Genomic DNA, 13,868 nt, shown 5'->3' on the forward strand with positions numbered 1-13,868 from the left:
TGATTGATTAATCGCTTTCTCACGAATGTTTTGGGCAAAACTCGGCAACGAAAAAAGGCACAAAAAAGCCGCAAAAATAAAAGTGAAAAAAAATCTATGCATTCATTGTGTCCTCAAAATGAGCAACCAAATGAACCATATCATCAGCGTCACAGAAAAAATCGCCAACCGCGTAACAATTTTTTAATTTTTTGATGAGAATAATACTTCTAAAATCTAAGAGAAAAGCATAGACTGTACTGTATACACTTGCTTTATGTGTTGTGCAAACCATATCATTTCCCCCGCTTTTGAAGATTTTACAATGACACTGTTAAATGACAATCATACACTCTATATGCTTCTTAATTTTAAGGTGTTGCATGTAATATAATCTTGAGCTTCAAGTAAAGACTCTTATTCATAGAATATACCAAATTTATTGGAACTGTTACATATTAGAGACAACAAAAAACTATCCATTATTATCGCTTGATAAGAAAAATAGCATGACGATAGTTTATTTACTAAAACAAGAAAAAAGAAAATGCGTAATGCCATAACTGATGAAGGATTAGCATATTTAAAAGCCGCTTATCTTAATGAAAAAACACTAAAGATGATCTATTTTATTATGTTTACGGTCTTTTGCATTCAGAAGATTATCGCACCCGTTATGCTGATAACCTCTCTAAAGAATTGCCTCGTATCCCGTGTGTAAAGAATGCTGATGATTTTTGGAAATTTGTGACAGTAGGGCGTAAACTGGGGCATTTGCACGTGAATTATGAAACTGTAGAGCCTTATCCTGTGACCTTTAAAAAGGGTAATCCAAAATTAACTGATATCTCTAATCCAGAAAAGTTTTATTACGTGACAGAAATGAAATTCGCAAAAATTAAGGATAGTAAGGAAAAGAATAAATCAACAGTTACTTATAATAGCAATATCATCATGACAGATATCTCTCTTGAATGGGTTATGGAACGTCAATGTGTAAAGACAGATAAGAAGAGTGGCATTGTTAATGATGCCAATCGCTATGCTGTTGAAACCGTTGGCAACCCTGCTTATCCATTGGAGTTGTTTCAAAGGGTTATTACCGTAAGTTTAGAAACAATGAAAATCGTTAAGAACTTACCAAAATTAGAAATAAGAGAAACCGAATAACTTATAAAGCATGCTCACATAATGAGAGTGATAACCTTACAAGGGGTATAGAGCTTATAACCATAATCTATACCTCTCTTGTTACGTTGATTAGATATAATCTTCTTTACTATGAGGGATAACAAAATAAAGTTAAGAGAATAGGATTTTGCAACATTCCTCTTAATTATTGCGAATCAAGGATTCTTTTCGTGGAGTTTTTTTTGCCATACCTGCTATCCAGAGGGTTTTTAATTCTAAAAAATTGACTTGAAGTCACAGTGTAGCTACACTATAATAAAGGTTATAAATGGAGATACAAATCATGAAAGCCGATTCTGTTGTTCGCGCTCGCATTCCTGCTGAAATGAAAAAACAAGCGATGATTACTTTAGAACGCATGGGATTAAGTGCATCAGATCTTATCCGCATAACATTTTTGCGTGTCGCTGAAGAAGGTTGTTTGCCTTTTGAGCTTAAAGTACCTAATAGTGTCACACGTAAAGCTATAAAGGAATTAGATGAAGGTAAAGGTAAGACATTTAAAAACGCTGATGCCCTTTTTAAGGATTTAGGCATTTAATATGCTGATACCTGTTCGCTCGAGACAATTTAAACGTGACGTGCGCAAGGCGGAAAAACGCAGTAAAAATATGAATAAGCTGCGTACACTATTAAGTCTTCTAATTGAAGAAAAGCCATTACCAAGACATTACTGTGATCATCCACTAAAAGGCGATTGGGTAGGGTATCATGATATTCATATCTAACCAGATTGGCTGCTTATTTATAGAATAGAAGGAGATAAATTACATCTTATTCGTACAGGAACGCACTCTGACCTTTTCAAAGAATAATTATATGAAAAGTTAAAAATACTCTAACTTTTCTCTACATAAAGAGCGCAGACCGTAAAAAACTCGCTCTTGAAGCTATAAAAAAGCTTCAAAAAGATGAGGGATAGAGAAAAAAACTAATAGAATCAATAAAGAATAAAATTCTCACTATTAATATAACTTATTGACTTAATTATTATTGAATATCCCTTTTTAAAAGAATAGTTTATATGCGTTATTCTAAAAAAAATCATTTGCACTTTTAAATACTCTTATTTGGATTACTTTAAAACTTTTAAGAAATCCCATCTTAAAGTGAATACGCTTCTTTTACATTGCCTTTAAAAGATTATACCGTAATCTAAAATGATAGCTTTATTGTTATCAAAAGCTTTATTTAAAGAGGGTTATGTATATTCACTTTTCTTATAGGTTTTGAAGGTATAAAAACCGTCAAAACCCCTTCAAAACGTATATTATTAGTTGAATTTATAGGTTGTGTTATCAATAGAGGTTGTTTTTTAAGATCTGTAAAATATTAACACATTGAAAAATAACGTTTTTACTTTTTATCGTTTTTTTATCTAAAAGAGGGAACCGTCAAAACTCATAACCTAATGATCTTGATAGCATTTCTTATGAGTTATAAACCATCTTTTGAAAGGCTTTAAAGGATCACATGATTTTCATAAAGCACGTTGTAATCATTCTCTAAATCATAAGGTTATCATTCAAAAGAACTGATAAAATTCATAAAAAGGATTTTGATAACGTAATCAGTTTTTAATTTCATATGCTTTTCATAAGACACGTTTTAATGACTCATTAAAATGATCACTTTTGTCAGTTCAATTTACTGACACATAACTGACAAGTTTTAATCAATTCACATCATTGGCTATCTTTAAAGATTGTACTCTTGATATAAGTTATGTTTTAAAGATATTAACATATTGAAATATATTGATTTTAATTTTTTACCATTCAAAAAAAATAATAGAGGGTCTAAAAAGAACTGACAAAACTGACATCACTGACAAAAGCCTATTAAAAGGAATTTTACTGATCTCTATAATTATCAATCTCTCTTTAGATGTTTTCATAACAGTCTATAAATTACAATTATCCTACTTATCGTTTCTCTTATGAAAATGAAAAATGATGCCATGGCTATAAAGCATATAACAGCTATAGAAAATGCGTAAAAACAGCAGCTTCAAATAACTAAACTGTAAATGAACGCATTGATTATAAAGAGAGCACCTATAAGAGGCTATTAAATTTTAAATGTATTATAAACAAAATTCACAAAAAAATTTAAATTCATTTAGTAAAAAAACTGATAGGTTATAAAGATAAAAATACGCATTATGAGAGCCTTTTTAAATATTATAGATGTATAGATTCAAAACATAACGCAATCGTTTCATAAAGCCCATAATATAGCTTTAAACGCATATAAATATAAAAGAAGCAATTCATAATCATAAGATATTATCAATACACAACGTATTTAAAAAATACAAAAAAATATCAAAAAAAGATAAAATATTATTTGACAATAAATACGTATTTTGTTATATGAAGACGATACGCTAATTTTTGTATTGTTATCCCCATTTCTTCTAAAAAAGCTACTTTTAGAACTTCACTAGAATGGGCGGGGTTATGCGTCATTTGTTTTCATTCCTTTCATCAATGGTAATCTTGATAATCAACAAGCTCCACATCTGTTCCGATAAAGCGAAAAATAACACGCCAATTTCCATTCATCTTAAAAAGTATATTACTCTTTATGCGCATTGGGAACGGCTTTTCTAGATCCTAGTAAGCTGAATATATAGCCTTGTCCGATTAGAACTCCAAAAATCGTAACAAAAACGCCTATGATTTGCATGATTTGAGGGATGAAGCCGAACAGGATTTGCACCAATAAGGCTGAAATAGGTACAAAATTGAAAAATATCGCCGTCTTACCCGGACCTCGGATCGCTATTCCAATATTCCAAAATAGGTAGGCTAAAACTGATCCTGCACCCCCCATCCAAAGGAGTGCGAATAAACTAGCGCCGGACATAGACATCGTTTCTTGAAGAGGGGATTCGAATAAAAAGGTTAGGACGCCAAGGGCGACGGTGCCAGAGAGCATCGTCCAGCTTGTTGTTTCAAGCGGGGTTGCGTTCTTGACAAATGACCGCGTGCCCACGGTATAGAACGCCCAACCAATGGAACCTAAAAGAATCATAATATCTCCTTTGGCAAAGGAAACATGGTTAGACAAAAATCTCCCATTTGTTATGACTAAATAGACCCCGAACATGCTAATGAGCATCCCTATAACCCTCTCACAGGTTGGGAAAGATTTATTCATGATAGCTTCAATAATATTAGCACTAATAGGGGTTGTCGCCATGATGAGGGAGGCTGTTATGGGATTTGACGTTTGCAAGCCAACAAATAAAGCGCCATTAAACCCTGCCACACCGATAATCCCTAGGAAAATATAAGAAATAAAATTTTGCGATAAAACATGCCACCGCAAGCCTTCTTTGAAAATCATAATTAAAAATATGGCGATTACGGCAATGAGAAACCGCTCAAAAGAAGCTGTCCATGGAGAAACAGTCGTTAAAGCTATCTTAGTGGCTTGGAAATTGGAACCCCAAAAAAAGGTTCCTACGAGGGTTAAGACAAGAGCTATTCTGGGCGTGATTTTCATTGGATAGATCCTTATACTTGATACCAAAGTGGAGCATCGAGACGTATAGAAGAAATTTGTGCGGTATTAGATGAGGAAAGAATAAAGTTGACCGCGGAAGCAATGTCATCTGGGTGAAGCATTTTGGCAAGATTCTCTGGAGGTATCTCTGGGAATCCTTTAAAATTGCGACGAAAATCCGTATTAACTTTATCAACTTGGATTGAACAAACACGAATATTTTGTGGCATTCCCCATAAGCGCAACCCACCAGTATAGCCCTCTACAGCAAATTTAGAAGAAGAATATGAAATTAAAGAAGGATTGTATTCTACACCCCATATGGATGAAATATTTATAATATCGGCGAGAATTTCCTTTTTTAGATAGGGTAAAGTAGCAGCTGTTATATAAAACATTCCTTTAATATTCACATCAAATGTTTCAGCACATTCTTGAGCATCAATTGTTTCTGGATCGCCACTATAACAAATGCCTGCTACATTAACTAAGACATCAAGACCACCAAATTCTGAGATAACCTTATGGACAGAAGAGTCAATGGCTTCTTTATCGCGGATATCAACAATCAATTTACATAAGCCTGCCGTATCGATGGAGGTTGGTAGTTCTATGTCAATGATGTCTGCACTTGCTACCTTATGACCATTTTTCAATAAGTTTAGAACAATTGCTTTACCGATGCCGCGAGCGCCTCCTGTGACTAAAATACGTTTCTGTTGTTGTGAGTAAATTCCGGTCGTGTTTTTTATCATTTCGTTTAGAATTTTCTATACCTGAAGTTGTAATCATTAATATTCAGCTAGTTTATTTTTAGCCATGCATTATGTACTACTGTATTATGTTTAATGTATTGAGTATTATTAAATTGTTTAAATAATAAGATAGCCTTAAAGTTTATTGTGATTAGGTTGAATAACTAAAGAACTGATATTTCATGTAAAGACGTCTCATTAAAAGGAAATACCTTTTTAGAGGAGAATGCTAGAGTTTGTGATTCTTTAGGTAGATTTAAACAGCGCCAACCATGCTTGTGAGCATACGCCTCAAGCAAAGGATCGCCAATAACAGCGACAGGATGACCTACAAGCTTCAGCATATGCTCATCGGAAATATCATCACCGTAGGCCCAGCAGTTCTTAAGGTCACCACCATGTTTTTCAATAAAATCCTGAATCGCAAGCGCTTTTCCAACGCCGATCGTTTGCGGAGGGACGAAACGGCCATTATATTTTTGCCCATCATGCAATAGTTTTGTGGCCAAGATGTAAGGTACACCTAGATGTTCTGCAATGGGGGCTAGAATTTCTATAAAAGAGCCGGATACTAAGACCGGCTCAATTTTTTGGCTATGATGGGATTTTAGTTCTGTTACTACTTCTTGGATTAAGAAAGTAGGATTAATCAACGCGCGCTTTGCCCAAGTTTCTGCACATCTTGTTACTTCTGCTACAGCACGTCCGGCAAAAAATTCATAAAAGCGACGGTTTATTACGCTGCGCGGACTCTGGTTATCATGGTGTGCACGTAAAATAGCAGTAGTATCTGCATATTCCTCTTGGTGAGCGTTGGTTGAAAAACCTAGCCAAGATTTATACCAGAAATCGTGGAAAGCGAGCATACTCTTGCTCCGAATAAGGGAGCCATCTACATCGAAGAATGCATACGCAAGGCTCATTATTAATTTCTCCCTTCAAAAAAATTAAATACTTTATAATGTTGTTTGTTCTTTATAAGCATGGATATGATTTATTCGTAATATTAATCCTTTGTTGTGAATTCCCAGAAACCTGTTTTTTTGAGCTTTAGCTGCGCGTGGACATCCCCTCCTAAGCCATACCATCCGATCGCACCGCCTCGATTCATTTGATAACTCATCCAAAGCAAGACGATATTTACTATTCGATTAGCAGAGGGATCGTTCACAGATGGAAACGGATTGGGTAATATTGCTTGATAAAAGGCATGCCCATCTGCATCTGCCAGTAGTATATTGGGAAGACCAAGTGGGCCGGGTCGTGTAGGTGCATGGGGATTCAGATCATGTTGCCGTAGTGCCATAATTGTGTAAAGACTGTTAGGAATTAACCCCAAAAATTCAAAATGAAAATGTCCTGTTCTTTGGTCGTTAGGGACGGAAACTTCCATGGATCCTTTCGCTTTACACCATTGTTCAAGGGTTATCGGCGCAGTAATCTTTCTACCATCTTGGTTTCGAGCGTCTGGTATTGGTACTTCATGGAAGCCATAGCTTGGCAGATAAATATTTTTCGCATTGGGGCATTGCGCTGGTGCAAATATTACTGGATAATTATTGCATGGTAATGGTAAGGGCAGAGTATGTAATACAAGAGAGGCATCACTACTAGAAAGAGGATCTGAAAGTTCTTTTATGATATCGTAGGGAGCATTCTTGACGAATTCAGGAGTTACAGTAGAGATTGATACCAAAGCTCTTCCCCACTCTGAGGTAAGTTCTCCATGGGAATTCATGCGATTGATTTGTCCAATAACAATAAAATTTCCCTTTTCATCCATTACTTCGCTCGGGGGATAAGTCGGTCCTTGTGTAGTCAAACTTAGTTCGTACATTATTGTTTTCATAGATAATGCCTCTACGCAAGATAAACATTTTCAAGGTTCTCAGCTTTCCGCGAGACAGAGTCCCTACCTGTTTGCTTGTTAAGAAATTTAATCGCTTGTTTGTGTTCATTCTTCTTTAGTTTTTCTGCATGATAAGCAGTAAACTGAAAGGAAAGAGTAGCGGCGCTCGTGTCGCCTTGGTTAACTGATATAGTTATATCGAAGTGAAGGCGAGATAATCTGGATATATCGCTAGAGTTAATTCGATAGTTAAAAACAACGTCAAGAGGGAATACAAACCCTGTAAAATTGGCAGCCAGGCTATTTAACACGAAGTAATACGGCTCCGTCCAGTTATCTCCGATAAAATATTCCTCAGTAACTGCTAAAAACATTTGACGAGCTGCTTCAATCAACACCATACCTTGTATATGTTGTCCAGTTTGATGATCATTCATTAGTTCTGACCGTTCATCCAATATTAAGTGAGATTCAAAATTATGCTCATCTAAACGTTTCGGGTGAGAGATAATCGCATTTCTGATGTAGTGCTTATGACTTTGCAGGCGGCTAACGCGAAGTGGACGCTGTAGTAGAGGAGAAATATCAATCCCGTGGGCTGCGAGTGGATATAGTCCTTGGTCATAAAGAGCTTGAGCTTGAACTTCTGTTAACCCTTGACCGCTAACAAGTTGACTATTACTAGGTAAATTGGCAAAGGAATTTGTACGTATCATCTCTAAAATTTCCCCAAAAGTCTTAACGTTTTCATGTATACTAAATTCATGAAATTTATTGCCAACTATAAAAATTTTCTTATTAGATGTATTTTTCATTGTGCTCCCTGCCTCAAAATTATAACTAATTTTAACTCTCTTTTTATATCTCTTTGATTTATTTGAAATAAAAACATACTCTTCATAAAATTATTATATGGCTTTAAAAATCGGTAACTACGTTATTGATCAAATATAAGCAAAAATTTACCAAAATAATTACATTACTTAAAACATACATGGCTTTTCGGTAATATTATAGAAGAGTAAGCGCTCATTTTTAGCAATCACTACCCTCCACTCAAACCAAAAGCTGCAGCTTAGTTTTACAGCTGTCGCCGTAGTTCGTTGTTAATTAATAAAGCGTTTGTAAATTTTTGTATAAAGTCCACCTTCTCCACCCGTGATAAAATTGTCTCCGGCCTTTTTAATTATCTCTTGATAGCGCGGAGAAGAAAAAAGGCTCTTATAGATCTCAGGATCAACAGAAAAACCGGAGAGAAACATAACACCCGGCTCTGTACTAATGATGGAATGATAAGCAATAAACTCTTCAACCTCAGATGCCTTGCGTACTACGTCAAAAATGGTTTTGTCTCGCCATTGGCGGTAGGAGGTAAAACGGCTTGGAGGAACCTCAATATGACGCAGCTGCAGATACGGTGTGCTAGGCAAAGACTGCTTGAGCACTTTTACCGATTCAACATAGGTCAAAAGTTGACGACGAAAGTCGTTCACAAGATCTTCTCCCAATAATTTTAATTCAAGCTCCCATATCCCCGGCAAGCTCTCAATCTGTTTTAATGAGGGCAAGGCTCTCAACTGCAGAACAGTCCTATTATCAAGAGATACAAACACCGTAGCCTGCTGCTCAGATTTTTCTGCTGTGATCTGCCTCCATTTCTTAGCTACTGTAAGAGTTTGGTTTTCTTTAGGATATATTTCTGTAATTAAAAGATACGGTGTAGACATTAAATTCTCCTTGAAATTAAGAAAAAAATTAAATTCGTAAGTATCACGCTTTTGATAATAATGATGTTGCTGGCAAATAAATTTCTCTATGTCTCCTTGCGTGAGGCAAAAACTTCTTTAGCAATTTCAACGACATTAATCGCTGCAGGAAAGCCTGCATAAGGAGCAATGTGAATTGCTAATTCAATCACCTGTTCGGGCGTGCCACCTACATTAAGCAGACCCTGTATATGCAGCTTCAGCTGTGGAATCGCAGTTCCTAACGTTCCTAACGCTGCCACCGTTATAATTTCCCGTTCAAAGAAGTTGAGGATAGGCCGTGTGTAGATATCACCAAACCCAAACTCAACAACAAAACGAGCTAAGTCTGGAGCAATGCTACCCAGTGTCTTAATAATCATTTGTCCATCGGGGCCATCAATATGTTCTAGTGCCTTCAGTCCAGATTCGTAGCGATCCTCGCATACTAATGGCGAGCCGCAACTAGATATGAAGTCTAGTTGCTTTTCATCAAAGACCTCTTTTGCAGCAAAAACACTATTTAAGGCTGCTGGAAACCCTGCATAAAGTGCCAACTGTATCATTACTTCAATCAGCTCAGCAGGACTACACCCAATATTAAGAGCACTGGTAAGGTGGAATTTGAGTTGCCGTCTTGCATTACCGAGAGTTGCAAAGATGGCAACGGTGGCAAGCTACCGAATACGGCTTGTTAAGTGAGGTCGCTCATAAATTTCTCCATACACAAAAGAGATGATGAATTTTGCGAGATCAGGGGCAACATCAGCCATTTCTTCAAGAATTGAAGGGGTCTCGACCAATTCCATAGAGCGTAAACGCTCCACGCCCAATTCATAAGCATTTTTCTTATAATTTACAAATGTTTGTTCTTGCATGTAATGGCCCCTCCCCACGGAGCCTTAGTTGGATAAGGCTTTTACTTTCCTTAAAAACTAAACCTTCAATTAAAATGCAATACCTTATCTCCTCTTGCGGATTTGCATTGCATGAATCGTTATCGTGCTTTAATATCCTAGTCAATCATTTTTGTAAATTTATTTTATATTATTTTTCATTTTTTACATTATAGGCAATCCTTATGAAGCTATAGCAGATAGTAAGGGATTTTTCTATGGCATTAATATTACGTTGATGCAGCAGGCACGTGTAGCCTTTCCAGACGTTGTACTTAAGACTGAGCTAAAATTAGCAAATTAAACCCTTCTTATTCGTATTTGCGCAAGAGAACTGAGGTGTAACTTGTTGAGCGTAGAAACACCATGCATGATTATGTGCGCATTGAGCTATAGGACTTAGTTGTATTTAGTATTTTGCGGCTTGAATTTACCGAGGAAAGTGCGAAGCGTTAAATTTATAACAGATGCTACTAACTTACCTCTAATCTAGTAAAGTTCTATCATGACAAAGCCATTTGTTGGGGTGTACGGAAGAGCTTTGTTTTTAACTCAAGTTAGAGATATGTAATAGCAGATGAGTGCAGTACTCCTTTGCTGCAAAGTCCTCCAATCGGTTTAGCTAAAAATATTATGCCGCAATTAGGTGCCCAATATAGCTTGATCATGTCTATAAATTTTGGTTTAATACCTTTAGCACTGGAGAACTTTAGTAAAATTAATGCTGTGTGCCTCTATCAAGTTGTAAAATATATTATGCTTTAAGATCTCGGTAAAAATTTTCATGAGAGCCAAGTGCTAACAAGGTCAAAGTAATCGTGTGATCTTCATAGCTGTAAGCAAGCAGCGTCAATTGCTTGGCCATTTTAAATTTATAGACAAAAACACCAGAAAGATCACCTGTTTTGGCTTGACCAATGGTGGGCGTTTTCATAATGACGCGAACAGCTTGGTCTAGATCTTGTTTTTGGTTGGCATGCAGTTTTTTGACAGTTTTTTTAAATGAATGGGTTTGTAAAACTTGCATAGATTCAGCCAAATTCGAATGCTGTTACATCGCCATCTGCATTTTCTTGTTGTCCAAGTAAGATTGCTTGAATAAATTGAAAGGAGAGATCTGGATTTTCTTCGGCTATTTTGCCCATACGCGACCAATATTCAATTTGCTTAGGAACCGAGCGGCTATAAACAGACGCGTAACGCTTAGCCTCATTAATGAGATCATCAGACAGTTTAACAGTTGTAGCCATGACTATACTCCTACCTTACAATAAGGTGGTAATATAGTTCAAAAGGTGTTAAAAAGCAACCTTTGAAACACAATAACCTTAGCAGATCTCTAACACAATTCCTTCTCTCACAGCCATCTTTCTTAATATCTGAAAGAAGAGAAAATAAAAGATAAATTTAGAACTAAATGATCGAGAATAAGCTCTAAAAAGGTTCGGGATAGGCAGAAAATAAGTTAAAAGAATCAACGGAATCAAAATTCCCGAACTTCTATATAATCTATTTATTTTATATAAATATAGCATTCCTACCCCCTCCGCCACAGCACTTTTGTCGTGCTATAAATTATTGATTCTATATGTCTTGTATGTAGCTTGTCAGCAGGTTTTGCAGAATTTGACAGCAGGTTTTGCAGCAATTCATTTTTAAAATTCACGTCTTTTTTAAAAAATTAAAGGGGTTTTCAAAGGGTCTTCAAAGACCTTTCAATGATCATTTAAAGACCCTTTAAGGCAGCTTTTTCTCCTTTGCTAAAAGTCGCAATTTGAGATGATGAGCTCTTGAGCTGGAATTGGATTATTTGAACTGCATGTATAAGATATGGTGACCTCTTTTATCTTAAATGGGCTAAAGCTTTTGCGAATCTCCGGCACATCATTGAGTGACAGAAGAAACTTTCCCTTTAACTGTGCAAGCAGTGTGGACATCCTCTGATAATCCTCTCGCTTAAACAAATCCTTGCCATAGTAATCCTCAACACCCCAATAAGGCGGATCAAGGTAAAACAAGATGTTGGGACGATCATAGCGCCTAATAAACTCAAACCAATCTAAATGTTCAATGGTCACACCTGCTAAACGACGGTAAATAAGCTTTAAGGAGGCTTCAAGTTTGAGACTATTAAACCGTGCACCACGGTGTGGATCAACTCCAAACGTCTGTTTTGCCACTTTGCCACCAAAACTCAACCGCTGCAGATATAAAAACCGCAATGCCCGCTCTAAATCTGTCAGGGTCTTGGGATCTTGGGTGCGTAACCGTTCAAACGCCTCACGGCTACTCACCTGGAACTCCAACAGATCCATGAAAGGGTAATAATGGCGTTGCAACACCCGAAAAAAATTCACCACATCACCTGAACGATCATTGATCACTTCATATAAAGGAACTAATTTTCTCCTTAAAGATACAACATATTGATTTATAATGATAATCTAGCGTTATTCATATTGAATTAGACCCTCGAATAACGCAAGATTCTCTCATTTTAAATCTGCTTATCTTGAATCAATCAAAACCACATCTTTGCACGTCACAAGCGGGATGAGTGTGTGGATCAAATTTGTATAAGAAAGGATTTAAAAATGGCTCTTATGAACCGTCTTAATGCAAGATCTGTCGCGACATTGGGGGCTGGCAAATATAATGATGGCGCCGGCTTGCTTCTCCATAAGCGTAAAGATGGCGGTGCTCAATGGCTTTATCGTTATACCATTCATGGTCGGCGCCGCGAAATGGGCTTGGGTGCATTAAGACATGTTTCTTTAAAAAAAGCCCGTGAATTGGCAAACCAATGGCGTTCTGTTTTGCATGAGGGGCGTGACCCCATTAAAGAGCGGGAGAAACAAAAGCGTGAAGCAATAAGCAATCTCCATTACTTAAAAGATATCGCTTTGGATACTTTTGAAAGTCGTAAAGCTGAATTAAAAGATGATGGTAAGGCTAGGAATTGGTTTGCACCTTTGCGGCTTTACATTCTCCCTAAATTAGGTTGCCTGCCCGTTTCTGAGATTACGCAAACAGAGATACGCAATACGTTTACTCCTATCTGGCATACAAAAGCTGTTACAGCAGAAAAAGCACTAAACCGTCTTAATCTTTGTCTCAAACATGCGGCTGCATTAGGGTTGAATGTTGATTTACAAGCAACAACAAAAGCACGCGCGCTCCTAGGCAAACAACGCCATAAAACGCAAAATATACCAGCAATGGATTGGAGAGATGTGCCGGCTTTTTATAAAACACTTTGTCAAAAAATAACTATGACACAACTGGCTTTGCGTTTGCTTATTCTGACAGGCGTTCGCACAAACCCTTTACGTCATATTCGTGAAGATCAAGTTGATGGGGATATCTGGACTATCCCTGCTGAAAATATGAAAGGAAAGCGTGATGCTACAACAGAATTTCGTGTGCCCTTATCAACAGAGGCATTAGACATTTTAAAACAAGCGCGCTTGTTCTCTCGCAATGATTTCTTTTTTTCTGCTACCGGTCGCGGTCCCCTTGCTGATAGTTGTATGGCAAAGTATATGAGAGAGAATAAGATTGATGCCTGCCCGCATGGATTTCGCTCTAGTTTACGCAATTGGCTCGCTGAAACAACCGATGCCCCCTATGAGGTCGCTGAAACCATTCTAAGTCATACAGTAGGAGGGCAAGTAGAGCGTGCCTATCGTCGGACTGACTATTTAGAACAGCGCCGCGTTTATATGGATAAATGGGCGGCTTATGTCACGGGTCAATCTTAAGATATGGAGTGCATAACCCCATGATCTGTGGATAACTTTCTCTCTCTTCTCTCTCATTCTTTCTCAATAAGAGTCATAAATTATCACATCAAAAATTGTATGATAAAATATTGTTTTCTATAAATAAAACATCTTTCCAAATGAACCAAAATGTGGTTAATAAATAGTTATGATTTGTT

General features: G+C 36.8%; 14 protein-coding genes and 5 pseudogenes. 4 read left to right on the forward strand and 15 right to left on the reverse strand.

Features of this window, described 5'->3' with window-relative positions; all coding sequences use genetic code 11:
• Positions 1-94 precede the first annotated feature (94 nt).
• Positions 95-274, reverse strand: coding sequence for a hypothetical protein (locus tag ACFIK3_RS08665; protein WP_375654673.1), 180 nt, complete (start codon positions 272-274; stop codon positions 95-97).
• A 255-nt stretch (positions 275-529) separates the two neighbouring features.
• Between ACFIK3_RS08665 and ACFIK3_RS08670 the strand changes: the two are divergent.
• The 3 genes and pseudogenes from ACFIK3_RS08670 to ACFIK3_RS08680 form a co-directional block, all read left to right on the forward strand.
• Positions 530-1,149: pseudogene (locus tag ACFIK3_RS08670) on the forward strand (type ISP restriction/modification enzyme); the annotation flags it as partial.
• A 304-nt stretch (positions 1,150-1,453) separates the two neighbouring features.
• The gene (locus ACFIK3_RS08675; RefSeq protein ID WP_375638828.1) at positions 1,454-1,711 is read left to right on the forward strand and encodes a type II toxin-antitoxin system RelB/DinJ family antitoxin; all 258 of its coding nucleotides are present in this window, start codon (positions 1,454-1,456) and stop codon (positions 1,709-1,711) included.
• Position 1,712: 1 nt separating this feature from the next.
• Positions 1,713-1,985: pseudogene (locus tag ACFIK3_RS08680) on the forward strand (type II toxin-antitoxin system YafQ family toxin).
• Positions 1,986-3,536: 1,551 nt separating this feature from the next.
• Here ACFIK3_RS08680 and ACFIK3_RS08685 read toward each other — a convergent pair.
• The 14 genes and pseudogenes from ACFIK3_RS08685 to ACFIK3_RS08750 form a co-directional block, all read right to left on the reverse strand.
• Positions 3,537-3,641, reverse strand: a pseudogene (locus ACFIK3_RS08685) (transcriptional regulator); the annotation flags it as partial.
• Positions 3,642-3,659: 18 nt separating this feature from the next.
• A pseudogene (locus ACFIK3_RS08690) lies at positions 3,660-3,737 on the reverse strand (Killer protein); the annotation flags it as partial.
• Positions 3,738-3,750: 13 nt separating this feature from the next.
• On the reverse strand, positions 3,751-4,683 hold the full coding sequence (locus tag ACFIK3_RS08695) for a DMT family transporter (protein ID WP_375624018.1): 933 nt from the start codon (positions 4,681-4,683) through the stop codon (positions 3,751-3,753).
• An 11-nt stretch (positions 4,684-4,694) separates the two neighbouring features.
• Complete coding sequence (locus ACFIK3_RS08700; RefSeq protein ID WP_375676555.1) at positions 4,695-5,438, reverse strand: SDR family oxidoreductase; 744 nt, start codon at positions 5,436-5,438, stop codon at positions 4,695-4,697.
• Positions 5,439-5,602: 164 nt separating this feature from the next.
• On the reverse strand, positions 5,603-6,361 hold the full coding sequence (locus tag ACFIK3_RS08705; RefSeq protein ID WP_375676556.1) for an HAD family hydrolase: 759 nt from the start codon (positions 6,359-6,361) through the stop codon (positions 5,603-5,605).
• 83 nt (positions 6,362-6,444) lie between these two features.
• The gene (locus ACFIK3_RS08710; RefSeq protein WP_375676557.1) at positions 6,445-7,287 is read right to left on the reverse strand and encodes a hypothetical protein; all 843 of its coding nucleotides are present in this window, start codon (positions 7,285-7,287) and stop codon (positions 6,445-6,447) included.
• 11 nt (positions 7,288-7,298) lie between these two features.
• Positions 7,299-8,102, reverse strand: a complete 804-nt coding sequence (locus tag ACFIK3_RS08715) for an AfsA-related hotdog domain-containing protein (protein WP_254492178.1) — start codon at positions 8,100-8,102, stop codon at positions 7,299-7,301.
• 291 nt (positions 8,103-8,393) lie between these two features.
• A complete protein-coding gene (locus ACFIK3_RS08720) occupies positions 8,394-9,014 on the reverse strand; it encodes a hypothetical protein (protein WP_273758245.1) in 621 nt (206 codons plus the stop codon).
• An 86-nt stretch (positions 9,015-9,100) separates the two neighbouring features.
• Entirely contained in the window at positions 9,101-9,415 is a 315-nt protein-coding gene (locus ACFIK3_RS08725; RefSeq protein ID WP_375676560.1) for a carboxymuconolactone decarboxylase family protein, read from the reverse strand.
• Between the two features lie 129 nt (positions 9,416-9,544).
• A pseudogene (locus tag ACFIK3_RS08730) lies at positions 9,545-9,697 on the reverse strand (carboxymuconolactone decarboxylase family protein); the annotation flags it as partial.
• Between the two features lie 12 nt (positions 9,698-9,709).
• Entirely contained in the window at positions 9,710-9,910 is a 201-nt protein-coding gene (locus ACFIK3_RS08735; protein ID WP_375676558.1) for a hypothetical protein, read from the reverse strand.
• 772 nt (positions 9,911-10,682) lie between these two features.
• On the reverse strand, positions 10,683-10,967 hold the full coding sequence (locus tag ACFIK3_RS08740) for a type II toxin-antitoxin system RelE/ParE family toxin (protein ID WP_246054788.1): 285 nt from the start codon (positions 10,965-10,967) through the stop codon (positions 10,683-10,685).
• Positions 10,960-11,178, reverse strand: coding sequence for a TA system antitoxin ParD family protein (locus tag ACFIK3_RS08745; protein ID WP_005773872.1), 219 nt, complete (start codon positions 11,176-11,178; stop codon positions 10,960-10,962). Before ACFIK3_RS08745 ends, ACFIK3_RS08740 begins: the two co-directional genes overlap by 8 nt.
• A gap of 510 nt (positions 11,179-11,688) precedes the next feature.
• Entirely contained in the window at positions 11,689-12,372 is a 684-nt protein-coding gene (locus ACFIK3_RS08750) for a DNA adenine methylase (protein WP_375616937.1), read from the reverse strand.
• Between the two features lie 150 nt (positions 12,373-12,522).
• On the opposite strand from ACFIK3_RS08750, the gene ACFIK3_RS08755 reads away from it, so the two are divergent.
• Positions 12,523-13,689 (forward strand): tyrosine-type recombinase/integrase, encoded by a 1,167-nt coding sequence (locus ACFIK3_RS08755; RefSeq protein ID WP_375676559.1) that lies wholly within the window; start codon positions 12,523-12,525, stop codon positions 13,687-13,689.
• Positions 13,690-13,868 lie beyond the last annotated feature (179 nt).

The organism is Bartonella sp. CB10SXKL (assembly GCF_042195515.1).
Classification (GTDB): Bacteria; Pseudomonadota; Alphaproteobacteria; order Rhizobiales; family Rhizobiaceae; genus Bartonella.